Raw genomic sequence first — 25919 nt, 5'->3', positions numbered from 1 at the left:
ACGCTCCCCTTGAACTTCACCTGCGACAATTGCCAGAAGCGGTACTCCATTGCGGACGAAAAAGTCCGCGGCAAGACGGTCAAGGTCCGTTGCAAGAACTGCCAGAACGTCATCACCGTCGAAGGACCCGCCGAAGAGGAGAGCACCCGCGTGGTGTCGCTCGCGGATGTGGAGCGGCTGCGAGCGCAAGAGCGCTCCCTGGCCGAGCCCGCCGCCGCGCCCGTCACCGCCGCGCCCGCCGTGGCCAAGGCGCCACCCGCCGCGCTTCAAACGCCCTGGGACGATGAGCCCACGCGTGCCGCACCCTTGCGGGCCACGGGTTCGCCCTGGTTCGTGATGGTGAAGAACAAGCAGGAGGGTCCCCTCGACGAGGGAGCGCTCCGGGAGCTCGTCGCCACTGGCACCATCAGTGGCCGCAGCTTCTTCTGGCAGCAGGGCATGGCGGACTGGAAGCGCGGCGCGGATGTGCCGGAGCTCGCCGGTCTGTTCACCCCGCCGCCCGAGCCGGAGCCCCTGCCTCCACCGCCTCCGCCCGTGGCGGCGCCACCAACTCCCGCCCGCGCCTCGAAGAGCACGCCTGCTCGTCGAGAGCCGGAGCCCGAGCCGGAGCCGGAGCCGCAGCACTTCTTCCCCGAGCCGGAGCCGCAGTTCCCGCAGGAGCCAGAACCCGAGCCGGAGCCCCAGCGCGCGTGGGTGCCCGAGGAGGATCCGGACACGACGTACTTCGGCGAGCCTGATCCACGGAACCAGCAAGCCGCGGCACGGCGGGGCGCCGCGCCCACCGCGGCTCCGCTGAACGAGCTGTTCTCCGACCTGGACCTGCCGGACAAGGGCGACCAGGACGACGTCCCCCAGGAGGATCCACTGGCCTCGCTGGGCGGTGGTGAAGAGGAGGAGCGTCGGCCTCGGGAGGACACACGCCACTTCGCCAAGAAGGCGGGCGTCACGCGCCGCAACTCCGGCTGGAAGTACGCCGTCTTCGCCCTGCTGCTCATCATCGTCCCGCTGGGCGGTGCCTACGTGCTGTCGGAGTCGCTGGGTGTCATGCCGTTGCGCGTGACGACGGTGGACGCCTCGGGCACTCCGGTGGAGCAGTCCGTCTTCACGGGCGCGGGCATGGGCGCGCTGCGCGACAAGCTGCTTGGCAAGACGCCTCCGCCGGCACCGCCTCCCTCCAAGGCTGTGCCCGAGCCGAAGGCCGCGCCGGCCGCCGAGCCTCCCACCGAGCCCAAGGCCGTCGAGCCTTCCGCCGGTGAGGGGGCCGCCGTGCCTGCTCCTACCGAGGCGCAGGTCGCGGCCGTCTACAACGACGCGGAGAAGAAGGACGTCGCTCCGGAGGTCCGCGAGGGCGCGGACGTGGCCGCGGCGGACACCGAGGAGGTGGGTGGTCCCTCGGACGAGGAAGTGGAGCGCGTCGTCGAGCAGACGCAGGTCTCGTTCCGCGACTGCGTGGAGCAGGAGCTGCGGCGCAACCCGGCCTTCAAGGGCGGGAAGGTGACGCTCACCGCCACGGTGGGGACGTCCGGCGCGGTGAAGGCCGCCACGTTCAGCCGCAAGGACCTGAACGGCTCCTCCAACGCGGTGGGCTCCTGCATCCGGGAGCGCGCCAAGCGCATGGTCTTCTCCAGCTTCTCTGGAGAGGACGTCGACCTGGAGATTCCGCTCGTCCTCTCCGGGCGTTAGCCGCGAGCCCGGCCCCGGGCCTCTCCCTCTCGTCGAGGGGAGGCCTCGGGCCAGGAGCCTGTGTGCGAGCTGGGCCTCGGCTCAGAGGTCGAAGTCGCCCGGAGGCGGCTTCTTGCCCTGCATGGCCCGCTGACGCGCCACGCGCACTTCCTCGCGCAGCGCCTCGGTCGCTTCAGCGTCTACTTGCATCGTCTCCAGGTTCAGCACGTCGCCCTCGCGCGCTCCCGGGGGGAGTGACGAGCGGGGCCGCGTCACCTCGCGCCCGTCGACGATGAGCACCGCGACGTCGTCCTCGATGCGGTCCAGCGAGGCCCGCGACATGGGTGTCTTCGTCATGGGTTGCAGTCCTGGGCGGGACGTCGTTCCGCGGCCGCTGCCTCGCGCGTCTTGTAGACGATGAGGTTCTCTGCGTGGATCTTCTTCGCCCCGTCGCAGTCCGGGAAGTGGAACAACGGGCGCTTGCGGCTGGCGTGGTACGGGCCCTTGTACTTCTTCGAGCGGTCCGTGCGCCCCTCCGCCACGGGCGGCGTGGGCGGCTCCGTCTTCGTCGTCTGGAGCGACTCGATGGGCTGCACGTCCTCGGGAGGCTCGGGCGGTGGGGGCGGGGCCTTCTTCTCGGGCAGGGGCTTGCCGGCCCAGAAATTCGGCTCCGGCGTGGGCCCCTGGCCCACGTGGGTGTAGCGCGTGTCGCTGGGCTTTCCCTGTGGCAGCCGCTGGGGCGTGACGACCAGCGACTTGCCGTCGCTGACCACCTGCACCTCGCCGTCCACATCGGTACGGAACACCTGGACGTGCGCGGCCTCCAGGCGCGCCAGCGTGGCGGCGGCGGGCGCTCTGAGGCCGTTGTTGGCGCCGACGGAGATGACAGCGGCACGGGCGCCCACGCGGGCCAGGAACGGCGCGGTGGTGGCGCTCGCGAGCCCGTGGGCCCCCACCTTGAGCAGCGTGGATTGGACGGGGACCTCGCGCGCGAGCAGGTACTCCTCCGTCTGCGAGAGCGCGTCGCCGGCGAAGAGCACCGACGTCTCGCCGTAGGAGAGCCGCATGACGATGGAGTTGATCTCCGCCTTGGCGGGTCCGTCGAAATCGAGGAGCGGCTCGGTGGGCGCCCGAGGCCAGAGGATGGTCAGCGACACGCCATCGCCCAGGTTGATGCGCTGCGGGGCATTGGGCGTGGACGTCGGCGGCGCGGGCGAGACGACCTGGATACCGCGTCCGCTGATGGTGGTGAGCAGGGTGTTGTAGTCGGGCGGAGCGCCGGGCAACTGCGGCTCCATCAACTGGCGCGCGCCCACCCGCCGCAGCACGGCGTCCAGCGCTCCGTGATGGTCGTTGTGTGGGTGGGTGAGGATGACCAGGTCCAACTGCTTGACGAGCAGCTCCGGGAGGCGGTTCACCAGGTGACCGGCGGCACTGGCCGGGCCGGAGTCCACCAGCACCGTGTTGCCCTTGGGGGAGACGATGAGGGCGGCGTCTCCCTGGCCCACGTCGAAGAAGTAGACGTGCAGCTTCCCGTCGGGCGCGGTGCCGAAGTAGCGCCGGGCCTCCGGGGGCCGCGAGGTGGACGGGTCGGGTGATTCCTTGCAGGCAGCCAGGGCCAGCAGGGTCCCCAGCAAGGCGAGATGGCGGGGGCTCATGGGTGGCAATCCTCGGCGGGGCGACGCTCGCGCAGGGCGGCTTCGCGGTTCAGGTAGAGCGTGCGTTCCGACTTGGAACGCTTCAGCGTTGAGCACGTCTCGCGGTGGAACACCTTGCTGTTCTTGAGTCCCACGAAGGGCCCGGGACTCTCGGTGTTCGTGGGCGCGCCGCCGCGCTCACCTGGAGTGGGGGCGGGCGAGGTGTCCCTGGCCTCGTCACGAGGCTCGATGGAGGCGATGGTGCTTCGTCCCGTGCGGGACGGGTTGGGCACGACGGGGCCGAGCGCGATGGGGCCCGGCTTGAGGTTGCCGGGGACCACCAGCAGCGCGCCGGTGCCGCCGTTGGCCCGCAGCGTGACGGAGTGGCCGTCGCTGGCGGCGATGACCTCGCCATCCCGGTCCGTGCGCAGCACGTGGGCGCCGACGGCATCGAGCCGCTCCAGCGTCTCCCGAGCGGGGTGGCCGTAGTCGTTCTTGGCACCCACGGAGATGACGGCGGCCTGGGGCTTCGCCGCGGAGAGGAACGCGGCGGTGGAGGAGTGGCGTCCACCGTGGTGGGCGACCTTCAGCACGGTGGTGGTGAGGTCGAGGGGGCGCTGGAGCAGGGCGGCCTCCGTGTCCGGCTCCGCGTCGCCGACAAGGAGGAAGGCCGTCTTCCCGTACGTCAGCTTGGCGATGATGGAGTTGGAGTTGGCGTCCGAGCGCGTCCCCGTGAGGAAGGGCTCCCGGGGCACGCGGGGCCAGAGCACGGTGAGCGAGACGCCTTCACCCAGGCCGATGGTGAGCAGCGAGTCCGGCGTGGCGGGGTTGGGCTCGGGGTTCATCACCTGGCCCACCGAGTCGCCGACGAAGCCGAGCAAATCCTTGTAAGCCTCGCTGGGGTGGTTGAAGCCCGGGTCCATGAATCGCCTGGCGCCCACGGCGCGCAGCGCGCCCGTGAGCCCGCCCAGGTGGTCCAGGTGCGGGTGGGTGAGGATGACCAGGTCCAGCGGCCCCGTCACCAGGGTGCGCAGGCGGGCGGCGAGTCGCTCCCGGGCCTCGGGAGGGCCACCGTCGATGAGGACCGTCTTCCCGGTGGGGGAGATGACGAGCGCGGCGTCGCCCTGGCCCACATCGAAGAAGTGGACCGTGAGGGGCTTGGTGTCGGTGCTGAAGGTGAGAGAGGAGGGCGGGCTCGCGGCGACGCCTGGCAGCGCGGCGAGCAGGAGGGCGAGGAAGCTGGACAGCCGGAGACGGGACATCACGGTGCGGACTCTACCGCCACGTTCCCACCCTCGGCACCTCGGGCGCGAGCAGGAAACGCACGGGTCGCCCGCGCGCTTCCCGAGGACCTCGAAGTGGGCTAAGGGGCCGCCATGTCCGACTCCGAGGACCTCTTCAAGTACGTCGAGGAAATCGCCGACCAGGCCCGGCGCCGCATTCAGGCGTGGACAGGCGCCCGGGAGGCCCCCGCCACCGACGCCCCTCCCGCCCCCTTCACGCGCTACGGCACGGCGCGTGTGGACATGGACTCCATCCGGTCCGCCGCGGACCTGGCGCCGTATATCGACCACACGCTGCTCAAGCCCGAGGCGCGCAAGGAAGACGTGGTGAAGGTGGCCGAGGAGGCGCGTCGGTACGGCTTCGCCACGGTCTGCGTGAACAGCTCGCACGTGGCCACCGTCGCCAGAATCCTGAACGGCTCCTCCACGGTGCCCATCGCCGTGGTGGGATTTCCGCTGGGCGCGGCGCTGTCGTCCGCCAAGGCGTTCGAGGCCCGCGAGGCCATCGCCGCCGGGGCGCGCGAAATCGACATGGTGATCAACATCGGCGCGCTCAAGGCGAAGGACCACCTCGACGTGTTCCTGGACATCGCCGCCGTGGTGGAGGCCAGCCGCCCGTATCCGGTGAAGGTCATCCTCGAGACGGCGCTGCTCACGCGCGATGAGAAGGTCTTCGGCTGCCTGCTGTCGAGGTCCGCGGGCGCCGCCTTCGTGAAGACGTCCACCGGCTTCAGCTCGGGCGGCGCGACGGTGGAGGATGTGGAGTTGATGCGCGTCGTGGTGGAAGGGGGCGTGGGCGTCAAGGCGTCCGGCGGCATCCGCTCCGCCGAGGACGCGATGACCATGCTGCGCGCGGGCGCCAACCGCCTGGGCGCCTCCGCGTCGGTGGCCATCGTCACCGGCCAGGTTTCCACCGCGAAGTACTGACCCGGCGGAGCCGACGTGAACGCGAAACAGCGAGATGAACTCAAGGCGCTGCTGCTGGCGCTGCATGCCGAGCTGACCGAGAAGACGCCCTCGAGAATCGAGCCCAACCGCACCGATGAAGCACGCATCGGCGGCGACGAGGACGAGCAGCCCCTCAACGAGATGATGCAGGCCATCGCCTCCAACCGGAACCGGAACATGGACGGCGTGCTGGCCCGCGTACTCAAGGCGCTGGGCAAGCTGCGGGACGAGCCGGACTCCTTCGGTGAGTGCGAGGAGTGCGGGGACGAGGTTCCGCTCGGGCGGCTGCGCGCCATGCCCTACGCGGAGCTGTGCGTGACGTGCCAGGGCGGCAAGGACGGCCCCAAGGGCCGCGCCACGCGTCGCAAGCTCACTGACTACAGCTGAACTTCCACTGGCGCCCGGGGCTTGTCTTCCGCGCGCTCCCAGATTGCACGAGGCTTCGAGGCTCCATGAACGACACCGGACTGAGAGAGCGGGCGGAGGCGTGGCGCCTGGCGGACCCGGACCCCACCACCGCCGAGGAGCTGGCGCGGCTGCTCGCGCAGGGAGACCTCGTCGAGCTGGCGGACCGTTTCGCCGGAGACCTGGAGTTCGGCACCGCGGGCCTTCGCGGCGTGCTGGGCGCCGGACCCAACCGGATGAACCGCGCCGTGGTGCGCCGCACCACCGCGGGCCTGGCGCGCTACCTCAAGGAACACGTGCCGGACGCCGCCACCCGGGGCGTGGTGGTGGGCCGCGATGCGCGCAAGCTGAGCGCGGAGCTGGCCGAGGATACCGCCGCCGTGCTCGCCGCCGAGGGCATCCCCGCCCATGTCTTCTCTCCGCCGGTGCCCACGCCGCTCACCGCGTACGCCTGCCTCCACCTGAATGCCGCCGCGGCCATCATGGTGACGGCCAGCCACAATCCACCCGAGTACAACGGTTACAAGGTGTACTGGGGCAACGGCGCCCAAATCATCCCCCCGCATGACACCGGCATCGCCGCCGCCATCGCCAAGGTGGAGCCCGCCAACCGCGTGCCCCTGCTGACGGTGGCCCAGGCGCGCGAGCAGGGCCTGTGGCGCGACATCCCGGACTCGCTGGGCGAGGACTACCTGCGCGCCATCCTCGGGCTGCGCGTGCACAAGAAGGGCTCCGACACGCTGTCCATCGTCTACACGGCGATGCACGGCGTGGGCGGCGTCTGGGCGGAGCGGGCCCTGCGCGACGCGGGCTTCCCGCGCTTCACGCCGGTGGCCGAGCAGCAGATGCCAGACGGGCGCTTCCCCACGGTGCGCTTCCCCAACCCGGAGGAGCCCGGCGCGATGGACCTGTCGCGCGCGACGGCCGAGCGCGTGAAGGCCGACCTGGTGCTCGCCAATGACCCGGACGCGGACCGGTTGGCCGTCATGGTCCGCGAGGCGGGCGGCGGGCTGCGCATGCTCACCGGCAACGAGGTGGGCGTGCTGCTGGGGCATTATCTTTTGACGCAGGGGACGAAGCACGGCCGTCCGTACGTCGTCACCACCATCGTCTCGTCGACGCAGCTGGGGGATATCGCCCGCTCGCTCGGCGCCGCCTATGACGAGGTGCTCACGGGCTTCAAGTGGATCGCCAACCGCGCGCTGGAGCGCGAGCATGCCGAGGCGTTTCAGTTCGTCTTCGGCTACGAGGAAGCGCTGGGCTACACCGCCGGCACCGTGACGCGGGACAAGGACGGCGTCGGCGCGGCGCTCGTCATGGCGGACCTGGCCGCGTGGTGTGAGTCGCGCGGCACCACCGTGCTCGGCTACCTGGAGGAGATTCAACGCCAGCACGGCCTCTACGTTGGCGCCCAGCGCAACGTCACGCTGCCCGGCGCGGCGGGCGCGCAGGTCATCCGGGGCATCATGGACGCCTTCCGTGCCCGGCCTCCCTCCCACGTGGGTACCGAGGCCGTCCGGGCCGTGCTGGACTACCAGCGCGGCGTGAATGGCCTGCCGCCGTCCAACGTGCTCGCGCTGGAGCTGGAGGGCGGTGGCCGGGTCACCCTGCGCCCGTCCGGCACCGAGCCCAAAATCAAGTACTACTTCGAGCGCAAGGAGACGCCCACGGCCGGTGAGCCCCTGGCCCAGGCCCGTGCGCGCGCGGAGGCGCGGCTGGCCTCGTTCATCGACGCCTTCATCGCGCTCGCACGTGAGCGTGGACAACCCACCTGAGTCCTGATTCACACCTCACCTTGCTCCTCGGCTTCCCCCTGGCCGCGCCCGACGCGGCCCCCGTCGAAAGGATTCGTGTGAAGCGCCTCGTTCCTGGAGTCCTCCTCGCTTGTCTCCTGGCCCTTCCTGGCTCCGCGCTGGCGCGAGGGCAGGGTTGGTCCGTGCTCGCCGCCGATACGTTGGGGCGGGGCAACACCGCGTTCTCCGGGCAGATTGGCTGGCCGGGCCTCACGCTGGGCGTGCTCCACGGCACCTCGGAGCGCTTCGACATCGGCGGCAAGTTCAGTTTCAACTGGGGCCGCGAGGGCTGGGTGCGCGACACCGCGCCCGGCATCAAGCTGCAGGCGTGGATGCGGTGGGAGCTGGCCAGGACGAACAAGGTCTCCTTCGCGCTCACCTTCCAGCCCGGGCCGCTCTTCTACTTCCACGACGGTGACACGGACGTGGGCCTGGCGCTGCCGGTGGCCTTCGTCGTGGGCATCCCCGTCAGCAGCGCGTTGATGGTGAACGTGGGCATCGACATGCCCTTCCACGTCTACTTCGGGGAGAACATCGGACCCGTCATCCCCATCCTGGTGGGCGGCGGGCTCGAGTACTTCATCGACAGCCGGCTGGCGGCCACCTTCAACCTGCGCATGGGGCCCTCGCTCATCCCCGACTGGGACGAGAGCGAGTTCGCCATGGAGGCCCTCTTCGGCATCGCCTACCGCTTCTAGAGCGGCGGGCGACTACCAGGAGGACGTCTGCTCGGGCAGCTCCACCGTGAAGGTGCTGCCCAGGTTGACGCGGCTCTGCACCGTCAGCTTGCCGCCCATGGACTCCACCAGGGCGCGCGCCACGGTGAGGCCCAGCCCAGCGCCCTTCTCCGGCGGCTTCGTCGTGTAGTAGGGCTCGAAGACGGCCTGCAGCTCGTCCTCGAAGATGCCGATGCCCGTGTCCTTCACGAACAGGCGCGGGCCGAAGTCGCCGAACATGTCCGGCAGCTCCACGCCGACATGGAGGCGGCGCGGCCGGTCCATCACGTCCTCCACCGCCTCCGCCGCGTTGGCCAGCATCTCCACCACCACCTGCTCCAACTGGCGGCGGTTGAAGACGACGGCGATGGGGTCCTCGGGCAGCACCACTGTCACCTCGGCGGTGCCCAGCCGACCGTTGCCCCGCATGCGCTCCACCACCACGGGGACCAGCTCCCGCAAGTCGAAGCGCTGGATGTCCTTGGGGTTGCTGGGGCCGAGCGAGAGCAGATGCTGGCCGTACAGGCGCATCTGCTCGCCGGCGACGCCCAGCTTCTTGAGCTCCTCCACGTCCGGAGGCAGGCCCTGCATCGCGCGCTCACGCACGTGCCCCAGCGCTCGCTGGAGGCCCTCGCCGATGTGACCCAGGTTCTGCGCGACATCCGCCGCCAGCGTGCCCACGCGCGCCAGCCGCTCCATCTCCACCCAGCGGGTGCGTGGATTCAGCAGCTCTTCGGGCCGCTGCCCACCGCGGTCGCGGTGCGCCTTGAGCTCCAGCAACGTGTGCACGCGGACCTTCAGCTCCAGCGGGTCCAGCGGCTCCGTCGTCAGCAGATCATCCACTCCGGCTTCCAGCACCTGTCGCCGCGTCTGGCGGTCCGCCCTGCGGGTGAGCATCAGCACCGGCACCGACGCCGCACCCAGCTCCGCTTGGAGCCTTCGGTACGCCGCCAGCCCGTCTGTCCCCGGACGCTCCACGTCCAGCAGCACCAGGTCCGCGGCCTGACGGGCCGCCGGCCCACGCGCTGGCAGGACGTCGTAGCCCGCGGGGGCCAGGATGGAGCACAGCCGCTCCATGCCTTCTGACTCCACGTCCACCGCCAAAACGCGGGGTCTATACGTCTCGGTCGTTCCCGTCGTATCCAGCATCACCCACCCCCGCCGTGTTGACCGGACCGACCGGGCCCGGGTTTCACAAGGAGTCCCTCCGGACCTTGCGACAGACTGGATGAAGCCTCCCCCCGGTGGCCTGATTCCATTCCGGCGCGGCCCGACCTGGCCTCTATATGCGAGGCCCGTGCCGCCGTGATTTCCGACGCCCTGTGTCTCAATCCCGGAGAAACCCGGAGTTCGTTTCAATAACCGCAAGGGGTTGGAGTGTCGTCTTTCTCCATCATCCGAAGGAGGGGACGTTGGCCATCCGACATCTGGGTGTCACTTATGACCAGGAATCATTTCATACCCAGGTATGAAATGACACCCATGCGTCAGGTGACCTCAGCGGGACTCCTGCTCGTATGGGACGCCGAGTGAGGCAGGAGTGCTGTTGCGCTGGCCCTGGAAGGCGAGGACCAGGAGGGTCAGCAGGTAGGGCAGGGCGAGCAGGACGCCCTGGGGCACCAGCTCCAGGAGGCCGGGGGCGCTGGAGGCCAGGCCGATTCGCAGCGCGTTGCCGAAGGCGAAGAAGGCGGCCGCGGCGAAGGCCCCCAGAGGTGTCCAGCGGCCGAACACCATGGCGGCCAGGGCCATGAAGCCCAGGCCCGCGGGCGTGTGTTGCTCGAAGCGGTCCAACACGGTGGTGGAGAGCACCGCGCCCCCCAGGCCCGCGAGCAGCCCGCCGCCCAGCACCGCGCCCCACCTCAAGGCGGGAACGGAAAGACCCAGGGTGGCCACCGCCTGGGGCTTGTCACCCACGGCGCGCAGGCGCAGGCCCAGGGGCGTACGGGTCATCATTCCCTGGAGCAGCAAGGGCAACAGCAGCGCGAGGTACGTGGGTGCCGCATGACCGGAGAGCGCGCCCAGCACGGGCACCGAGGCCAGCTCCGGCCAGTGGAGGGGCGGGAGCTGCTGGATGGGCGGCGTCCCGTTGGGCCCGAAGTGCGTCTCGAGCAGGAACGTGCCGCCGGCCAGGGCCACCAGGTTGAGTGCGATGCCCGACACGACCTGGTCCGAGCGCCAGCGGATGCACAGGAAGCCATGCACCGCCGCCAGGGCCGCCCCCGCGAGCATTCCCATTCCGACGGCCGCGGGCGTGGGCATGACGAGCGCGGCCACCGCGGCGCAGAAGGCGCCCACGCGCATCATCCCCTCCACGCCCACGGCGACGACGCCCGCGCGTTCGGAGAGCACCGCGCCCAGGGCGGCGAAGACGAGCGCGGGGGCCGCGTCCAGCGTGGCGAACAACAGCCGGTGGATGATTTCAAGCATGGGGCACCTGCGCGGCCGGAGCGGGCGGCGTGGCCGGGGTGGGCGTCGGGGCGCTGCGTCGGCGCAGCACCGCCAGCCAGATGAGACGTCCCGCGACGAAGAGCAGCGCGAGGCCCTGGATGAGCTCGGGGAAGCTCTTGTGCACGTCGAGCAGCTGCATGCGCGTGCCGCCCGCGCGCAGCACGCCGAAGAAGAGGGCCGCGGCGCCCACGCCCAGCGGGTGGTTGTTGCCGATGAGCGCGATGGCGATGCCGTCGAAGCCGTAGGGCGCGCCGAGCGTGCCCGGGTAGCGGCCCTCCGTGCCCAGCACCAGCACCGCGCCCGCGAGCCCCGCCAGCGCGCCGGCCAGCGCCATGGCCAGCCCCGCGCGACGTGCCACGGGGATGCCCGCGGCCCGCGCGGCCTCGTCACCCAGGCCCACCGCGCGCGTCTCGAAGCCGGAGCGGGTGCGCGTCAGCCACGCCCACACCGCCACGGCGGCGAGGGTCGCGATGACGAAGCCCAGGTTGAGGCGGGACATGTCACCGAGCAGTCGCGGGAGCGTCGCGGTGGGGTGGATTTCGGCGGTGCCGGTGATGGACGCGCCAGCCTCCGCCACGCCGCGCAGGGGGCCCACGACGAGCCAGTTGTCCACCAGCCGCACCGCCACCCAGTTGAGCATGATGGTGGAGATGACCTCGTGCACGCCCCGGTAGAGCTTGAGCGCGCCGGCGATTCCCGCCCAGGCGGCGCCCGCCAGCGCGGCGGCGAGGAGCGCGGCCGGGATGTGCAGCGCGCCGGGCAGGGCCACGTGCGCGCCCACCACCGCGGCGGCGAGCGCGCCGAGCAGCATCTGTCCCTGAGCGCCGATGTTGAACAGGCCCACCTTGAAGGCCACCGCCACGGACAGGCCGGTGAGGGTGAGCAGCGCGGCCTTCATCGCCGCTTCGCCCAGGGGCCGGGTGAGCACGGTGAGGGGGGCGCCGTCGAGGAAGCGGGGCCAGTCGCCCACGCCGCCCCAGAGCATCTGGAGATAGGCCGCCGTGGCGGTGGCCAGGCCGTCCGTGTCCCGGCTGAAGGCGATGAGCAGCCAGCACACCAGGAGCGACAACAGCACCGACAGCACCGAGGGCAGGGCCTGCCGCGTCCGCTCACCCATGGGCCTGCTCCGCTCCCAGCATGCGACGCCCCAGCTCCCGCTCGTCGTACTCGGGCCGGGTGAACTGGCCCGTCACGCGGCCCTCGAAGAGCACGTAGACGCGGTCCGCCAGCGCCAGCACTTCCTCCAAATCCAACGACACCAGCACCACTCCCGTTCCCTGGGCTCGCGCCTCGCGCAGCCGTGCGTGCACCTGCGCCACCGCGCCGATGTCCAGGCCTCGCGTGGGCTGCACCACCACGAGCAGGCGCGGCCGGGCATCCATCTCCCGCGCCACGACGACCTTCTGCTGATTGCCTCCGGACAGGGCCTGCAGGGGCAAGGTCGGCTCGGGCGGGCGCACGTCGTACTCGGCCAGGAGCGTCTGGGTCCGCTCGCGGCGGCCTGCGAAATCAATCCACAGACCCTTCGCGAAGGGCGGGCCCGTGTGTCGCCCGAGGGCGATGTTCTCTTCCACACTGAGCGCCTTCACCACCGCGCGGCGCAGCCGGTCCTCGGGCACGTGGCCCACGCCGCGCGCTCGCGCCTCGGCGGGGGTGAGGCCCTTCAGCGCCCGTCCAAGCAGGGTGCCGCCGCCGGCGGTCAGCGTGCGCAGCCCGGTGAGCACTTCCGCCAGCTCGCGCTGTCCGTTGCCGTCCACACCGGCGATGCCGACGATTTCTCCCTCGCGCACCGTCAGGTCCACGCCCCGCAACGCGGGGCAGCCGTTGTCGCCGAGCGCCTGGAGTCCCGTGGCCTCCAGCAGGATGTCGCCGGGGGGCTTCTCTCCGCCGCGCGCAGTGGACCGTCCGTTGTCACCTGGTGCCGGGAGCCCCACCGCTTCCAGCAGGGCCTCGCTGGGGAGCTTCTCCGTTGGAGTCGCCGTGGTGCGCTGGCCCTCGCCCACCATGAGGGCGGCCAGCGCCGTCGCGGAGGTCTCCGAGGGCCGCACTTCGGCCACCAGCCGGCCGCGCCGCATGACGGCGATGCGGTCCGCCACGCCGAGCACTTCCTTCAGCTTGTGGCTGATGAGCACCACGGTGCGCCCCTGCGCGATGAGGCCGCGCATGACGCGGGCCAGCTCGTCGGCTTCCTGGGGCGTGAGGACGGCGGTGGGCTCGTCGAGGATGAGCACGCGGGCACCCCGGTGCAGGGCCTTGACGATCTCCACCTTCTGCTGCGAGCCCACCGTGAGCGTGTCCACGCGGGCGCGCGGGTCCAACACGAAGCCGAAGCGCTCGCAGGTGGCGGCGACCTCGTTGACGGCGCGCTCCCAGTCGAACAGCCCGCGGCGGGTGGGCTCGCGGCCGAGCACCACGTTCTCCGCCACCGTCAACGTGGGCACGAGCATGAAGTGCTGGTGCACCATGCCGATGCCCCGGGCAATCGCGTCGCGGGGGCTCTTGAGGCGCACGGACTTGCCGCCCACGGACACCTCACCCGAGTCCGGATGGTAGAGCCCGTAGAGGACGTTCATCAGGCTGGACTTGCCCGCGCCGTTCTCTCCCACCACCGCGAGCAACTCCCCTTCGCGGATGTCGAGCGACACGTCGTCCAGCGCCATGACGGCGCCGAACCGCTTCTGGATGTGTCGAAGGGAAATCAGGGCGCGGCGGCCTGGAAGGTGGCGAGGTCCGCCGGGACGGAAGGCACCTGGAGCTGTCCGGAGATGACGCGCTGGCGCAGCGCCTCTACCTTCTGGAGCGCCTCCGCCTTGCCGGGGAAGTCCACGCGCACCTCGGCCATGGCCACGGCGTTCTCCTTGAGGCCCAGCACCAGCTCGGTGGCGGTGAACTTGCCGTCCACCAGGTCCTTGGCGGCCTGGTACACGACCAGGTCCGTGTGCTTCAGCATGGAGGTGAGGATGGCCTCCGGCGCCACGTGCGACTGGTCCGAGTCCACGCCGATGGCGAACACGCTCTTGCCGGCCGCGCGCGCCTCCTTCACCGCCTGGATGACGCCGATGCCGTCCGAGCCCGCCGCGTGGAAGATGACGTCCGCGCCCTTGGCGATGAGGTCCTGCGCCACCTGCTTGCCCGCGGCCATGTCGTTGAAGCTGCCGGTGTAGACGGACATCAGGGCCTGGGCGGCCTCGGGCTTCGTCGTCTTCACGCCAGCGCGGTAGCCGACCTCGAAGCGCTGGATGAGGGGCACCTCGATGCCGCCCACGAAGCCGACCTTGTTCGTCTTCGTGACGAGGCCCGCGAGCGCGCCGACGAGGAAGCTGCCCTCGTGTTCCTTGAAGAGGACGGTGCGCACGTTGGGCAGCCGCAGCGTCTTGCCCTGGGCGTCCAGCACCTGGCTGTCGATGAGCAGGAAGCGGGCCTGGGGGTTCTCCTGGGCCGACGTGCGCACGGCGTTGGCCAGCATGTAGCCGTTGCCGATGGTGAGCTGGGCGCCCCGGTCCACGAGGAGCTGGAGGTTGGGGATGTAGTCCTCCTGGGCCTTGCTCTGGAGGACGACGGGCTGGATGGGCAGGGGCTGGAGGGTGGTGGCGATGGAGGCCAGGTGGCCGGGCAGCGACTTGCGCACGTCGTCCGGCGTGGCGTCCACGTACTTGCCGCCCTCGTAGCGCTTGCCGGCGGCCCACAGCTCCAGGCCGCGCAGCGCGGCGTCGTTGAACGAGTGATCACCCCGGCCGCCCACGTCGATGACGAGGCCCACGGGAAGGGGCTTCTTCGCCTCCTGCTGAGCGGAGGCGGGGGCCGGAGCGCCGGAGGGGGGCGTCTCTTCCTTCTGCTTGGTACAGGCGCAGAGGAGCGCCGTGAGGGCGAGGACCTGAAGGCGAAGCATCATGGCTGGCTATCTACCAGATGCGGCGGCGCCTTTCGCGGAAGTGCATGGGGGCCCGGGTTCCTGGTATGGGCAGTCCCCGTGCAACCCTACGAACTCATCAAGTCAAAGCGGGACGGAGGCCGGCTGGAGCCGGCGGACATCCGCGCATTCATCCAGGCGTATACGGCGGGGACGGTGGCGGACTATCAAATGGCGGCCATGTGCATGGCCGTCTTCTTCCGGGGACTGGACTCCCGGGAGCTGGGCGCCTGGGCGCGCGCCATGCTGGAGTCCGGCGAGGTGCTGGACCTGTCGGACACTCCCGCCGTGAAGGTGGACAAGCATTCGACGGGCGGCGTGGGCGACAAGGTCTCGCTCAGCCTGGCCCCGCTGGCCGCCGCGTGCGGCGTGCCGGTGCCCATGATTTCGGGCCGCGGCCTGGGTCACACGGGCGGGACGCTGGACAAGCTGGAGTCGATTCCGGGCTTCAATGTGAACCTGTCCACGGCCGAGTACCGCCGGCTGGTGCGCGAGGTCGGCTGCTGCCTGATTGGTCAGACGGCGCAGGTGGCGCCCGCGGACAAGAAGCTCTACGCACTGCGTGATGTGACGGCGACGGTGGACTGCATCCCGCTGATTGCGTCCTCCATCATGAGCAAGAAGCTGGCGGAGGGCATCGACGCGCTGGTGCTGGACGTGAAGGTGGGCAGCGGCGCGTTCATGAAGAGCGACGAGGATGCCCGCACGCTCGCCCGGACGATGATTGGCCTGGGCGCGGAGATGGGGCGCAAGGTCGTCGCGCTCTTGACGGACATGGACCAGCCGCTCGGGCGCAAGGTGGGCAACGCGCTGGAGGTGATGGAGGCGGTGGACATGCTCCGCGGCGAGGCCCCGGCCGACTACACCGAAATCACCTACGCGCTGACGGCGGAGATGCTGGTGCTGGGCAAGAAGGCCGCCACCGTGGATGAGGCGCGCGAGAAGCTGCGCAAGTCCGTGGAGGACGGCAGCGCGCTGCGCAAGCTGAAGGAGATTGTCCTGTCGCAGGGCGGTGACCCGCGCTCCATCGACGACTACTCGCTGCTGCCCCAGGCGCGCTCCACGGTGGACGTGGTGGCGCCCCGGGATGGGTACGTGACGGGCATCGACACGGAGGGCGTGGGCCTGGCGGGCGTGGCGCTCGGCGCGGGCCGTCAGCGGGTGGACAGCAAGATCGACCCCGCCGTGGGCTTCACCCTCCTGAAGAAGACGGGCGAGGCGGTGACGAAGGGCGAGCCGGTGGTGCGCGTGCACTTCAACGACGAGGCCCCCGTGGAGGGGGTGAAGGCTCGCCTGCTCTCGGCGTACCGCTTCGGCGATGCCGCCCCCGCGCCCCGGCCGCTGGTGCGCGAGCGGGTGGAGTAGGGCGGCTCGAACCAGGGCCCGGGCAGGAGCTGCCCGGGCCGCCAGCTCACGCGGGTCGCGAGCTCACGCTCCCTGGCCACCGTCGACGTTCAGCACGGTCCCCGTGATGTACGTGGCACCCGGGCCCGCGAGGAACACGATGCTGTCGGCGACTTCCTGGGGACGGCCGAACCGGCCCAGGGGGATGGTCGCGTTGATGGCGGGCTTCATCGGCTCCAGGCCGGAGGACATGTCCGTGTCCGTGAAGCCCGGCTGCACCACGTTGACGGTGATGCCCTTGGGCCCGAGGTCTCGTGCCACGCCCTTGGTGTAGCCGACCACCGCCGCCTTCGTCGCCGTGTAGTCCGCCATGCCAGGCATCCCCACGCGCCCGGTGATGCTCGAGCCCACGGTGATGATGCGCCCACCCTGGCCCATCACCTTGACCGCCTCGCGGATGGCCGCGATGACTCCGTTGACGTTGATGTTCTGCTGTCGGTCGAACGCCACCACATCGCTTTCCGGGCTGTCGACCGCGCCCGCCGTGGCCACGCCCGCGTTGTTCACCAGGATATCCAGCCGCCCGAAGCGCTGGGTGACGGCCTGCACCAGCTTCGCCGCCTCCGCCGGGACGCCCTGGTCCGCCTGGAACGCCGCCGCCCGGACACCGTGCGACTCCAGCTCCCGCACGAGCGCTTGCGCCTTCTCCCCCGAGGCCACGTAGCTGATGGCCACGTCCGCTCCCTCTTGCGCGAGCGCCCGCGCCGTCGCCGCGCCAATCCCCCGGGAACCCCCCGTCACCAGCGCCACCTTGCCTGCGAGCTTCTTGGCCATGTTCGTCATGTCTCCGTGGTTATGTACTTGTCGGTACTGAATCAGGCACACGCCAAGCGCGCTCCGCACGGTTCCGCACGAGCCCGGGCGTGGGATGTGTACCGATTGGTATAGAAGTAGAGCCCTGGCTGGGAAGCGTCAAGGGGATTAGTATCGAACGGTATGAAACCAAAGACGGCAGCCGCCCAGGTGGGGCGTCCCCGGGGTTTCGACGTGGATGAGGCGTTGGACCGTGCGCTGCGCTTGTTCTGGCGGCAGGGGTACGAAGGCACCTCGCTGTCGGACCTGACGGAGCATCTGGGCATCAACCGGCCCAGCCTCTATGCGGCGTTCGGCAACAAGGAGTCGCTGTTCCGCAAGGCGCTGGACCGCTACGTCGAGCGTCACCTGGTCCTCTATCGGGACGCCTTCGCCAGGCCGACGGCCCGAGCCGCCGTCGAGCACCTGCTGCTCGGGCTGGCGGACGCGCAGACGCTGCCCCGGGAGCCCAAGGGCTGCATCACCGTGCAGGGCGCGCTGGTGAGCGGCGCGGATGCGGCTCCCATTCAAGGCGAGCTGGCCGCGAGGCGCGCGGCGGGAGAGCAGGCCCTTCGCGAGCGACTCGAGCAGGGGCAACGGGACGGGGATGTGCCAGCCCACGTCGACTGTGCCGACCTCGCCCGCTTCTTCACCACCGTCTCCCAGGGCATGGCCGTCCAGGCCGCCACGGGGGCCAGTCGCGAGGAGCTGCGGCGCGTGGCCCGGACGACCCTGCTCGCGTGGCCGGCCTGACGACGCTGGGGTCCTCCTTGGCGGACTGAGGCCTTCGCTCGGTCCTTCACGTCCGCTCTGGAACGCGGCATCTTCCCGGGCCGCCAACCGCGGCGGGGACGCATGAACACGGGCGAAGCGCTGTACCTCCATCCGGGAGTGAAGGTCCGGCCCTGTGAATGGGGCTTCGGTGTCTTCACCGATGAATTCATCAAGGCCGGCGAGCTCATCGAGGAGTGTCGCTACCTCAAGGTGCTGCAGAAGCAGACGCGGCAGCCCCCGCTCGACGACTACGTCTTCCAGATTCGCTGGGGCGAGCGCGAGCAGCAGCCCGCGGGAGACTGGGTCGCGCTCGTGCTGGGCTACGGCATGCTCTACAACCACGCGAAGGAGCCCACCGCCGCGTATTACCGAGCGGTGGACCGCGAAATCTTCACCTTCTACGCCCTGCGAGACATCCACCCCGGCGAGCAGATCTTCATCAGCTACGGCGACGAGTGGTGGGACACCCGGGACGAGGACGCCCCTCCTTGAGTCCTCGGGCGCCGCCGGGGGCCGTGAGCGGGCCCTTGGGGCTCCGGAGCCCCGCCGGGTTCGACGCGGGGCAGCAACGGGGTGCACTCCCGGTACAGGACATTCTCGGGGGAACCCGTCCGGGGGATGAAATTCGGCGCCTCCCTGGCGGGTGGGCAAGCGTATGATGGGCGGCGGATGGTGCTTCATGAACACGTGACGGAGGCGGCCGTGGCCGTTCGCCGGGGGGCCTGGGTGTGGAAGCCGAGGGTGGGCTTCGACCTCCCGGATGATGCCCTGCTGGCCGGGCCCGGTGAGCCTCGCGCGTGGACTCAGGGGCGGGCCACCTCCCAGGCGCTTCCGACGGTGGTACGGGCATGAGCGTCAGGACTGGAACGGCGATGGCCGAGAGGAACAACTCGATGAGCGACAAGGCCGAGGACCGGCGCGACTCCCCCCGGATTCCCATGCGCCTGAAGATGCGCCGGGCGGGCAGCTCGGCGGACTTCGAGGCGCGGGATGGGGACCTGTCCCTGGGCGGCTGCGCCTGGAATGGCCCCGGGCTGGAGGCGGGCGCGAAGGTGGAGGTGCGCTTCACGCTGCCCATCCTTCCCGACGAAGTGGAGGCCAGGGGCGAGGTGCTCCACGTGACGGACGGCCCGCAAGGCCCCGCCGCCCACGTGCGCTTCGAGGACCTGCCGGTGGAGGCGGAGCTGGCCATCGCCCGCCACCTGGACGACATGCGGCTCAAGGGCGAACCTCACTGAGGCGCACCCCGTCACCTCGGAAGGCGGCGACATGGCGGATGAGATTCCCTGGGAGCGGCTGTTCGAAGAGGCAACCCGGGTGCGCGAGCGGGCGCACGTGCCGTACTCCCGCTTCCCGGTGGGCGCGGCGATTCTCTACGCGGACGGCTCGGTGATGGCCGGCTGCAACGTGGAGAACGCCACCTACGGCCTCACCGTGTGCGCGGAGCGCAACGCCTTCGCCGCGGGTGTGGCGCAGGGCCGCTCCCAGCCCGTGGCGGTGGCCGTCGTCGCCAACACGGCCACGCCCGTCCCGCCGTGCGGCATGTGCCGGCAGGTGATGGCCGAGTTCGGCCCGCCGCAAATGCAGGTGCGCAGCCGCACCCCTCGTGGGGACGAGATGCGCTACTCCCTGGGCGAGCTGCTGCCGCACGCCTTCACCAAGGACTTCCTCTAAGAGAGCCTGAGCACCCGTGGATCTGCTTCTGACTGGCGGCACCGTGGTGACGATGAACCGCGAGCGCGAGGTGCTCGTGGGCGCGGACGTCCTCGTGCAGGACGGGCGCATCGCGAAGGTGGGCCGGGGCCTGAAGGCCCGTGGCACGCGGCGCGTGATGGACATGACGGGGAAGGTGGTGCTGCCGGGCCTCATCCATGGCCACCTGCACGCCTGTCAGACGCTGTTCCGGGGCCGCGCGGATGGGATGGAGCTGCTCGACTGGCTCCGCGAGCGAATCTGGCCCTTCGAGGCGTCCCACGACGCGGCCTCCATGCGCGCGTCGGCGGACCTGACCTTCGCGGAGCTCATCCGCTCGGGCTCCACGGCCGCGCTCGACATGGGCAGCGTGCACCACTACGACTCTGTCTTCGAGTCCGCGCGGGACTCGGGCTTCCGGCTGGTGGGCGGCAAGGCGATGATGGACGCGGGCGCCAACGTGCCCGACGGGCTGCGCGAGTCCACCGCCGAGTCGCTGGCCCACAGCCTGAAGCTGCTGGAGAAATGGCATGGCACGCACGAGGGCCGGCTGCGCTACGCCTTCGCGCCCCGCTTCGTGCTGTCCTGCACGCCGGAGCTGATGCGGGAGGTGGCGAAGCTGTCGCGCCAGCACAACGTGCGCATCCACACCCACGCCAGCGAGAACGCGAAGGAGACGGACGCGGTGCGCCAGTACTCGGGCGGCCGGGACAACGTCGACTTCTTCCACACGCTGGGGCTGACGGGGCCGCACGTGACGCTGGCCCACTGCGTGTGGCTGTCCGCGGAGGAACAGGAGCTCATCCGCGAGACGCAGACCGTGGTGTGTCACTGCCCCGGCTCCAACCTCAAGCTCGCCTCGGGCATCGCCAAGGTGCCGGAGCTGCTGGAGGCCGGCGTGACGGTGGCGCTGGGCGCGGATGGCGCGCCCTGCAACAACACGCTCGATATCTTCCACGAGATGCGGCTGGCGGCGGTGCTGCACAACCCGCGCGTGGGGCCTCGCGCGATGACGCCCATGCGCGTGCTGGAGATGGCCACGCTGCACGGCGCTCGGGCGCTGGGGCTGGAGGACGAGGTGGGCTCGCTCGAGCAGGGCAAGCGCGCCGACATCACCGTGGTGGACGTGAGCGGCCTGCACTGTGGCCCTTCGGCCGAGGACGTCCTGGCGCCGCTGGTGCACTCCGTGCGCGGCAGCGACGTGACGCACGTCTTCATCGACGGCAAGCCGGTGTTGAAGGACGGCGTGCTCACCACGCTGGATGCGCCGTCGGTGCTGGCGAGCGCCCGCTCCAACGTCGAGCGCATCCTCCGCCGCCGGCAGCGCGCCCGCGGCTGAGACGGCGGCTCAGGTCGGCAGCCGCACCAGGAAGGACGTGGGCCAGTCCGGAGCGTCCTCCACGGAGAGCTTGCCTCCGTGGGCCTCCGTGGCCAGCCGGGAGAAGTACAGCCCCAGGCCGTAGCCCCGGCGCGTGTCTCGCTCCTGGTCGCCCTGGACGTACTTGTCGAAGAGGCGCGCGCGCAGGTCCTCGGGAATCGGCGGGCCGTCGTTGCGCACCGCGAGCCACGGCCCCTGTTCATCGGCGCCGCCCTCCAGCCGCACCCGGCCGCCCGTGGGTGCGTAGCGCAGCGCATTGGTGGCCAGGTTCTCCACCACGCGGACGAGCAGCTCCTGGTCTCCCTGCAGCGCCAGCGCCCGGGGCGAGACGACATCCAGGGTGAGCTTGCGGGCGCGGGCCACGTTCTCCAGCGAGCTGCGCACCTCCTCCAGCAGGCGGCCCATGTCGAGCGGCACCTTGCGGGGCTCCAGCCGGCCCTGCTCCAGCCGCGTGACGTCCATCAAGTCCGTGAGCATCCGGTCCAGGCGCGCGGTGACGGCCAGGCCCGTACGCGCGGACTCGAGGAGGTGGCCCTGGGGAAGCTCCTGCTCCATCCAGGCCAGCGTCATGGTCAGCGCCGACAGGGGCGAGCGCAGGTCATGGACGAGCAGCTGCGTCAGCAGCTCCTTGTCGCGCTGGAGCGCCCGGAGCTCGTCGTTCTTCGCGTGCTCCTCGTCGAGCATCCTCGCGATGATGCGCCGGGCCTCCTCGACCTCCTGGAAGCGGCGGGCCTCCAGGGCACTGTTCACTTCCGCGCGGGTGAGGACCCCCGCGAGTACGCGCAGCCGTCCGGTGCCGTAGTGCTTCACCGCGGCGACCATCAGCAGGGTGACGACGGCGATGACCACCGCGCCCCAGCCCACGCCGGCCTCGCGCATCAGCGCCGCCTGGGCCACGCACGACAACACCGCGGTGCCGTAGACGACGGTGGGGCGCAGGGCGAGCCCGCTGAGCGTCACCACGAGGGCGAAGAGGCCCAGGCTGAAGCCCGCCACCCCTGCCGGGAAGGGGGAGATGGGGAGGGCCAGGTGCTGCAGGCCGTAGACGAGGGCGACGTCCACCGGGGACTGGACGATGCCCAGCCAGCTGGCCTCCGGGCGGTTCCTCACCACGTAGAGGATGGTGGCCACGCCCACATAGGGGGCCAGCAGGAGCGGGTAGGGGCTCCAGTCCTCGCCGCCGCTCAGCCACAGCGTCGTGGTGACGAGCAGGAAGAGCAGCGCGCCGACGAGCCGCACCGCCGCGCCCGTGCCCAGCACGCTTCGTCGCTGGGCGTCCACGGCTCGCGCCAGCGACTCATCGAAGGAGGAGTGGGTCCAACCCAACGCACTGTCCACGCGGAGAAGGTTTTCCCCGCTTCCCGGCGCCAGGGCAAGCCCTCGCTGGGGGAGACCACCAGGGGACGGCTCGCGGGCTCCTACCCGAGGCGTCCGAGCAGGGCGGCTCAATGGGACTTGTGGGTGGTCGGCAATCGCCTTAGGTGAGTTCGCGTAGCACTGATCAGAGGGGTGGATGCGGCTGCTTGCTCTCCCCTGAGTTCGTGTAAGGTGGCTGGGAGTAGGTCTGGACGGAGGTAGACCGGCGACATGTGGGACAGACTCAAGAGGGCGTTGCGCAGCTTCGCGGGCTTCTTCGTCTCCTCCATCGAGGATCCGGAGCTCATTCTCGAGCAGAACATCCGTGACCTGAACGACCAGGTCCCGAAGATGAACGAGTCCATCGCCATGGTTCGGGCGAACGTGACGCTGCTGGAGAAGGAGAACACCAAGTACAAGGACGACGTGCGCGGGCTGACGGCCAAGGTGAAGGCCGCCATCCAGGCCGGTCGTGACGACCTGGCGGCGCAGTACGCGACGAAGCTCCAGGTGGAGAAGGAAGCGCTGGAGCGCAACGAGGCGCAGCTGGAGACGGCGCGGCTGGCGTACGAGAAGGCGCTGAACGTCAAGAAGGCGTTCATGCGGGAGAAGGACAAGAAGACGGCGGAGGCGATGACGGCCATCCGTGACGCGCGGCGCGCCAAGTGGCAGGCCAAGGTGGCCGACACGATGGAGTCCTTCACCGTCGCCGGCATCGACTCGACGCACGACGAGATGCTGCGCAAGGTGGAGGAGCGCACCGCCGTGAACGAGGCGCGCATGCAGATGGCGCTCGAGTCGGTGGACCACCAGTCCGCGCAGATCGAGGAAGAGGCCGAGAAGATCCAGGCCAACGAACTGGTGAAGCAGTTCAAGATGGAGATGGGGCTGATGGAGAGCCCCGCCCCGGTGTCGGATGTGAGCGGACAGACGGGGAAGACCATCGGCAAGAAGGTCGGGGTCGAGTAGGCCCCGGCGGTCGGCACGATGAAGGGAAGAGACCTGGGAACTGACGGATGAAGCTCCACCGTGGGCCAGGTCTCTTTCTCTTCTTGTTCCTGTGCGTGCTGGGCGCGGGCTGGGTGCTCGCGTCCCGCATGGGATATCTGGACACGCTCCAGGCGCGCTTCTTCCCCTCCGTGCGCGAGGCGGTGCGCCTGTCTCCTGGAGACTTTCCCGCGGGTGTGTCCGCGCCGGTGGCGGACGTGGCGTCCGTGCCGCTGCGGCCCGTGCTCATCGGCTTCACGCCGCGCGGCTCGGCGGCGGGGCTGCTCGTCGCGGCGGGTGGAGCGACGACGCTGGACAACCCGGCGGCGCCTCCCAACGCGGCGCAGGGCTTCCTGAAGACGGCCTATGCGCTGGACGCGCGGGCGGTGCTCTTCGGCCGTGAGGAGGAGCTGCGGCAGGCCCTGGCCATTGGCGCGGAGAACGGCGGCGTGGACATGGCCATGCTGTCGGTGGACCGGCTGGCGTCCTGGGCGCCGGGGCTGCGGGACGCGGCACCCCGGACGATATTGCTGGCGGGGCGAAGCCGGGGGCAGGAGGCGCTCGCGGCGGTGGGGGTGACGGACCTGGCGAGCCTGCGAGGCAAGCGCGTGGGCGTCTACCCGTTCAGCTCCACGCACTACTTCGCGCTGTGGGTGCTGGCGCGGGCGGGGCTGCGGACGACGGACGTGCGGTGGGTGGACCTGCCGTCCACGCTGGACGCCGGGCGGGCGCTGCGCGAGGGCCGCGTGGACGCGGTGGTGGGGCTTTGGGGCGACGTGGAGCTGGCGGCGAAGGACCGGGGTGGCTCGGTGCTCGCGACGACGGCGGACGCGCCGCACCTGGTGGCCACGGTGCTGGTGGCGCGGGGTGACTTCGCGGCGCGCTATCCGGACGCGGTGAGGCGGGTGCTGCGCGGGATGCTGGACGCGGGGCAGAGCGTGTTGAAGGACCCGACGGCGGGGGCTCGGATGCTGGGCGAGGTGGCGCCGTACCTGGGTGACCCGATTGAGGCCATCCGCAGCGCGCCGCCAGCGACGCTGGCGGACAATCGAGCGTTCTTCGGCCTTTCCGGCGAGGCGCCGGTCACCTATGACGAGCTGTACCAGAGCGCCGCCGCGCTCTTCCAGAAGCTCAAGCAGGGACCCCAGGTGCCACTCGCGGAGGATACGAGGGACCTGGGAGCGTTGAAGTACGTGTCGGAGGCGCGCGGTCCCTGAAGCAATTGACTGGGCGCCGGGAAGGGGAGGTCGGACGTGGCGAAGAAGTCGCCGAACTACATCAAGGCCGCATTCATGCTGCCGGCCAACCTGGTGGGGTTGGGCACGGCGGCCGCCTCCGCTGCAATGACGGGTGAGCCGCTGCCCGCCTTGCTGGCGCTCGGGCTGGAGGGGCTGTACCTGGGCCTCTTCTCGTCGATGCCGCGCTTCCAGCGAGCCATCCGCTCGCGGGAGCAGGTGGACCCGGAGGCCGCGCAGAAGGCGGTGGACTCGTTGCTGGCGGACCTGGCTCCGTCGCAGCGCGAGCACTACCAGCAGCTCGTCGGGCTCAAGGAGAAGATTCTCGCCAACTACCGCAAGCTGCCGGGCGGCAAGGTGCTGGAGTCGGACAGCGAGCCCCGGTTGGATGCGCTGCTGACGTCGTTCCTGCGGCTCATCTCCACGCTGAATCAGTACCGCTCGTACCTCAACAGCTCCGACCGGGGGAATCTCGAGAAGGACGTGCGGGAGCTGGAAGAGGACGTGGCGCGCGAGACGAACCCCCGGTTGAAGGACGTGAAGCAGAGCCGGGTGGACATCCTGCGCAAGCGGCTGGCGCGCTTCGAACAGGCGAGCGAGAGCAGGGAAGTGGTCAGCCACCAGCTGGCCGGCATCGAGGACATGATGCGGCTGACGCACGAGCAGTCGATTGCCATCCGGGACCCGGAGGTCGTCAATCGGCAGCTCACCATGCTGAGCGCGGAGGCCGAGGCCACCGACGAGTCCGTGCGGCAGATGGAGCAGTTCCTGGAGTTCACCGAGGAGACTCGCGGCCCGCTGCCGCATGGCTCGCGGGTGCGCTGACGTATCGTCTCCGAGCTTCGCCCGGGTTGAGTCTCAGGAGGGCCGCTCGTCTTTCAATCGCCGTGCCCTTGCTCTCCATGACGAGACTCCATGGAGGGCCTGCTTGAACCCGTCAGATTGGCACTGGCGCGGCGGAGCTCGCTGACTGAATGGCGTCGGCTCGCCCTCCGGAGCCGCTCTGGCGGGCGGCGCCTCTCCCGCGAAGTTGCCTGCCCATCATCCGGGTCCCTTGGCCGGGAGGCGGACGTACGCCCCGCACAGGAATACATTGACTCTCCGGCCAAGCCGTCCTGTCCTGCCGTCATGTTCCGCCGAGCCTGGCTTCCGACCCTCCTCCTCGTGCTCGCCATCGCGGGCTGCTCACGCTGTGGCAAGGATGAGGGGCCCGTCGCGCCCACTGCCTCCGGCCCCGCGCGCTACCTGCCTCGCGATGCGCAAGCCTCCGTCGTCATCAATGACTTGGGAGCGCTCGGAGAGAAGCTGGCGCGCTTCCAGAACCTGAAGGTCGCCTCCTTCGCCGCTCAGCTCCAGAGCTTCTCCTCGGCGGAGGGCTACGTGAATGCGGTGATGCGTCAGGTGGGCGTCGACCTGCGCAGCCGTCAGGCCCTGGAGGCCTCAGGTCTCGCTCCCGAGCGCGGCGCTGGCGCGGCCTTCCTCGGTAACAATCGCGCCGT

24 protein-coding genes and 1 pseudogene are annotated in these 25919 nt (G+C 70.5%); 15 read left to right on the top strand and 10 right to left on the bottom strand.

Annotation, left to right across the window (positions count from 1 at the left end):
• Positions 1-9 precede the first annotated feature (9 nt).
• Positions 10-1683 (top strand): AgmX/PglI C-terminal domain-containing protein, encoded by a 1674-nt coding sequence (locus tag ACN469_RS27345; protein ID WP_498772340.1) that lies wholly within the window; start codon positions 10-12, stop codon positions 1681-1683.
• An 81-nt stretch (positions 1684-1764) separates the two neighbouring features.
• Here ACN469_RS27345 and ACN469_RS27340 read toward each other — a convergent pair whose 3' ends face one another.
• From ACN469_RS27340 to ACN469_RS27330, 3 genes are read right to left on the bottom strand one after another with little or no spacing between them, the layout of a single operon-like run.
• The gene (locus ACN469_RS27340; protein ID WP_498772338.1) at positions 1765-2019 is read right to left on the bottom strand and encodes a DUF3006 domain-containing protein; all 255 of its coding nucleotides are present in this window, start codon (positions 2017-2019) and stop codon (positions 1765-1767) included.
• Positions 2016-3320: a ComEC/Rec2 family competence protein gene (locus tag ACN469_RS27335; RefSeq protein WP_498772336.1), complete on the bottom strand. Its 1305-nt coding sequence runs from the start codon at positions 3318-3320 to the stop codon at positions 2016-2018. Before ACN469_RS27335 ends, ACN469_RS27340 begins: the two co-directional genes overlap by 4 nt.
• Positions 3317-4561 (bottom strand): ComEC/Rec2 family competence protein, encoded by a 1245-nt coding sequence (locus ACN469_RS27330; RefSeq protein ID WP_498772507.1) that lies wholly within the window; start codon positions 4559-4561, stop codon positions 3317-3319. The genes ACN469_RS27335 and ACN469_RS27330 overlap by 4 nt, the downstream gene beginning before the upstream one ends.
• 114 nt (positions 4562-4675) lie before the next feature.
• On the opposite strand from ACN469_RS27330, the gene deoC reads away from it, so the two are divergent.
• The 4 genes from deoC to ACN469_RS27310 all read left to right on the top strand — a co-directional run bounded on the left by deoC (position 4676) and on the right by ACN469_RS27310 (position 8426).
• Positions 4676-5509 (top strand): deoxyribose-phosphate aldolase, encoded by an 834-nt coding sequence (gene deoC / locus ACN469_RS27325; RefSeq protein ID WP_498772334.1) that lies wholly within the window; start codon positions 4676-4678, stop codon positions 5507-5509.
• Between the two features lie 15 nt (positions 5510-5524).
• Positions 5525-5917, top strand: coding sequence for a TraR/DksA family transcriptional regulator (locus ACN469_RS27320; RefSeq protein ID WP_174485450.1), 393 nt, complete (start codon positions 5525-5527; stop codon positions 5915-5917).
• Positions 5918-5982: 65 nt separating this feature from the next.
• Positions 5983-7710 carry a phospho-sugar mutase gene (locus ACN469_RS27315; protein WP_498772331.1) on the top strand — a complete coding sequence of 576 codons (1728 nt, stop codon included), beginning with the start codon at positions 5983-5985 and terminating at the stop codon, positions 7708-7710.
• 77 nt (positions 7711-7787) lie between these two features.
• Positions 7788-8426 carry a hypothetical protein gene (locus ACN469_RS27310; RefSeq protein ID WP_498772329.1) on the top strand — a complete coding sequence of 213 codons (639 nt, stop codon included), beginning with the start codon at positions 7788-7790 and terminating at the stop codon, positions 8424-8426.
• 12 nt (positions 8427-8438) lie between these two features.
• Here ACN469_RS27310 and ACN469_RS27305 read toward each other — a convergent pair whose 3' ends face one another.
• From ACN469_RS27305 to ACN469_RS27285, 5 genes are all read right to left on the bottom strand, one after another.
• Positions 8439-9521: a sensor histidine kinase gene (locus ACN469_RS27305; RefSeq protein WP_498772327.1), complete on the bottom strand. Its 1083-nt coding sequence runs from the start codon at positions 9519-9521 to the stop codon at positions 8439-8441.
• 420 nt (positions 9522-9941) lie between these two features.
• The gene (locus ACN469_RS27300) at positions 9942-10871 is read right to left on the bottom strand and encodes an ABC transporter permease (RefSeq protein ID WP_498772325.1); all 930 of its coding nucleotides are present in this window, start codon (positions 10869-10871) and stop codon (positions 9942-9944) included.
• A complete protein-coding gene (locus ACN469_RS27295) occupies positions 10864-12009 on the bottom strand; it encodes an ABC transporter permease (protein WP_498772323.1) in 1146 nt (381 codons plus the stop codon). The genes ACN469_RS27300 and ACN469_RS27295 overlap by 8 nt, the downstream gene beginning before the upstream one ends.
• Positions 12002-13552, bottom strand: coding sequence for an ABC transporter ATP-binding protein (locus ACN469_RS27290; RefSeq protein ID WP_498772321.1), 1551 nt, complete (start codon positions 13550-13552; stop codon positions 12002-12004). The genes ACN469_RS27295 and ACN469_RS27290 overlap by 8 nt, the downstream gene beginning before the upstream one ends.
• Positions 13553-13590: 38 nt before the next feature.
• Positions 13591-14784 (bottom strand): BMP family lipoprotein, encoded by a 1194-nt coding sequence (locus ACN469_RS27285; protein WP_498772319.1) that lies wholly within the window; start codon positions 14782-14784, stop codon positions 13591-13593.
• A 78-nt stretch (positions 14785-14862) separates the two neighbouring features.
• On the opposite strand from ACN469_RS27285, the gene ACN469_RS27280 reads away from it, so the two are divergent.
• Positions 14863-16167 carry a thymidine phosphorylase gene (locus tag ACN469_RS27280; protein ID WP_498772317.1) on the top strand — a complete coding sequence of 435 codons (1305 nt, stop codon included), beginning with the start codon at positions 14863-14865 and terminating at the stop codon, positions 16165-16167.
• A 63-nt stretch (positions 16168-16230) separates the two neighbouring features.
• On the opposite strand, the gene ACN469_RS27275 is transcribed toward ACN469_RS27280, so the two are convergent.
• Positions 16231-16980: an SDR family NAD(P)-dependent oxidoreductase gene (locus ACN469_RS27275; RefSeq protein WP_498772315.1), complete on the bottom strand. Its 750-nt coding sequence runs from the start codon at positions 16978-16980 to the stop codon at positions 16231-16233.
• A 162-nt stretch (positions 16981-17142) separates the two neighbouring features.
• Between ACN469_RS27275 and ACN469_RS27270 the strand changes: the two genes are divergently transcribed.
• The 5 genes from ACN469_RS27270 to ACN469_RS27250 all read left to right on the top strand — a co-directional run bounded on the left by ACN469_RS27270 (position 17143) and on the right by ACN469_RS27250 (position 20803).
• On the top strand, positions 17143-17751 hold the full coding sequence (locus ACN469_RS27270; RefSeq protein ID WP_498772313.1) for a TetR/AcrR family transcriptional regulator: 609 nt from the start codon (positions 17143-17145) through the stop codon (positions 17749-17751).
• 102 nt (positions 17752-17853) lie between these two features.
• Entirely contained in the window at positions 17854-18264 is a 411-nt protein-coding gene (locus tag ACN469_RS27265; protein ID WP_498772311.1) for an SET domain-containing protein-lysine N-methyltransferase, read from the top strand.
• A gap of 380 nt (positions 18265-18644) precedes the next feature.
• Positions 18645-19010: a PilZ domain-containing protein gene (locus ACN469_RS27260; protein ID WP_498772309.1), complete on the top strand. Its 366-nt coding sequence runs from the start codon at positions 18645-18647 to the stop codon at positions 19008-19010.
• Between the two features lie 31 nt (positions 19011-19041).
• Positions 19042-19446 carry a cytidine deaminase gene (locus tag ACN469_RS27255; RefSeq protein WP_498772307.1) on the top strand — a complete coding sequence of 135 codons (405 nt, stop codon included), beginning with the start codon at positions 19042-19044 and terminating at the stop codon, positions 19444-19446.
• A gap of 16 nt (positions 19447-19462) precedes the next feature.
• Complete coding sequence (locus ACN469_RS27250; protein WP_498772305.1) at positions 19463-20803, top strand: 5'-deoxyadenosine deaminase; 1341 nt, start codon at positions 19463-19465, stop codon at positions 20801-20803.
• Between the two features lie 9 nt (positions 20804-20812).
• On the opposite strand, the gene ACN469_RS27245 is transcribed toward ACN469_RS27250, so the two are convergent.
• Positions 20813-22168 (bottom strand): sensor histidine kinase, encoded by a 1356-nt coding sequence (locus tag ACN469_RS27245; protein WP_498772303.1) that lies wholly within the window; start codon positions 22166-22168, stop codon positions 20813-20815.
• 261 nt (positions 22169-22429) lie between these two features.
• Between ACN469_RS27245 and ACN469_RS27240 the strand changes: the two genes are divergently transcribed.
• The 4 genes and pseudogenes from ACN469_RS27240 to ACN469_RS27225 form a co-directional block, all read left to right on the top strand.
• A complete protein-coding gene (locus ACN469_RS27240; protein WP_498772301.1) occupies positions 22430-23167 on the top strand; it encodes a PspA/IM30 family protein in 738 nt (245 codons plus the stop codon).
• 47 nt (positions 23168-23214) lie between these two features.
• The gene (locus tag ACN469_RS27235; protein ID WP_498772299.1) at positions 23215-24402 is read left to right on the top strand and encodes an ABC transporter substrate-binding protein; all 1188 of its coding nucleotides are present in this window, start codon (positions 23215-23217) and stop codon (positions 24400-24402) included.
• 75 nt (positions 24403-24477) lie between these two features.
• Complete coding sequence (locus ACN469_RS27230) at positions 24478-25245, top strand: hypothetical protein (RefSeq protein ID WP_498772505.1); 768 nt, start codon at positions 24478-24480, stop codon at positions 25243-25245.
• Between the two features lie 303 nt (positions 25246-25548).
• Positions 25549-25919 (top strand): annotated as a pseudogene (locus ACN469_RS27225) (hypothetical protein); the annotation flags it as partial.

This window comes from Corallococcus terminator, assembly GCF_049194865.1.
Classification (GTDB): domain Bacteria; phylum Myxococcota; class Myxococcia; order Myxococcales; family Myxococcaceae; genus Myxococcus; species Myxococcus terminator_A.
This window is presented reverse-complemented; position numbering and strand designations above follow the sequence as displayed.

Bases quoted from the DNA above. Each gene is read 5' to 3' on its own strand.
- ACN469_RS27340 (WP_498772338.1), bottom strand. From the start codon at position 2,019: ATGACGAAGACACCCATGTCGCGGGCCTCGCTGGACCGCATCGAGGAC.
- ACN469_RS27335 (WP_498772336.1), bottom strand. From the start codon at position 3,320: ATGAGCCCCCGCCATCTCGCCTTGCTGGGGACCCTGCTGGCCCTGGCT.
- ACN469_RS27330 (WP_498772507.1), bottom strand. From the start codon at position 4,561: ATGTCCCGTCTCCGGCTGTCCAGCTTCCTCGCCCTCCTGCTCGCCGCG.
- deoC (WP_498772334.1), top strand. From the start codon at position 4,676: ATGTCCGACTCCGAGGACCTCTTCAAGTACGTCGAGGAAATCGCCGAC.
- ACN469_RS27315 (WP_498772331.1), top strand. From the start codon at position 5,983: ATGAACGACACCGGACTGAGAGAGCGGGCGGAGGCGTGGCGCCTGGCG.
- ACN469_RS27305 (WP_498772327.1), bottom strand. From the start codon at position 9,521: ATGGAGCGGCTGTGCTCCATCCTGGCCCCCGCGGGCTACGACGTCCTG.
- ACN469_RS27300 (WP_498772325.1), bottom strand. From the start codon at position 10,871: ATGCTTGAAATCATCCACCGGCTGTTGTTCGCCACGCTGGACGCGGCC.
- ACN469_RS27295 (WP_498772323.1), bottom strand. From the start codon at position 12,009: ATGGGTGAGCGGACGCGGCAGGCCCTGCCCTCGGTGCTGTCGGTGCTG.
- ACN469_RS27290 (WP_498772321.1), bottom strand. From the start codon at position 13,552: ATGGCGCTGGACGACGTGTCGCTCGACATCCGCGAAGGGGAGTTGCTC.
- ACN469_RS27285 (WP_498772319.1), bottom strand. From the start codon at position 14,784: ATGATGCTTCGCCTTCAGGTCCTCGCCCTCACGGCGCTCCTCTGCGCC.
- ACN469_RS27275 (WP_498772315.1), bottom strand. From the start codon at position 16,980: ATGGCCAAGAAGCTCGCAGGCAAGGTGGCGCTGGTGACGGGGGGTTCC.
- ACN469_RS27270 (WP_498772313.1), top strand. From the start codon at position 17,143: ATGAAACCAAAGACGGCAGCCGCCCAGGTGGGGCGTCCCCGGGGTTTC.
- ACN469_RS27265 (WP_498772311.1), top strand. From the start codon at position 17,854: ATGAACACGGGCGAAGCGCTGTACCTCCATCCGGGAGTGAAGGTCCGG.
- ACN469_RS27260 (WP_498772309.1), top strand. From the start codon at position 18,645: ATGGCCGAGAGGAACAACTCGATGAGCGACAAGGCCGAGGACCGGCGC.
- ACN469_RS27255 (WP_498772307.1), top strand. From the start codon at position 19,042: ATGGCGGATGAGATTCCCTGGGAGCGGCTGTTCGAAGAGGCAACCCGG.
- ACN469_RS27240 (WP_498772301.1), top strand. From the start codon at position 22,430: ATGTGGGACAGACTCAAGAGGGCGTTGCGCAGCTTCGCGGGCTTCTTC.
- ACN469_RS27235 (WP_498772299.1), top strand. From the start codon at position 23,215: ATGAAGCTCCACCGTGGGCCAGGTCTCTTTCTCTTCTTGTTCCTGTGC.
- ACN469_RS27230 (WP_498772505.1), top strand. From the start codon at position 24,478: ATGCTGCCGGCCAACCTGGTGGGGTTGGGCACGGCGGCCGCCTCCGCT.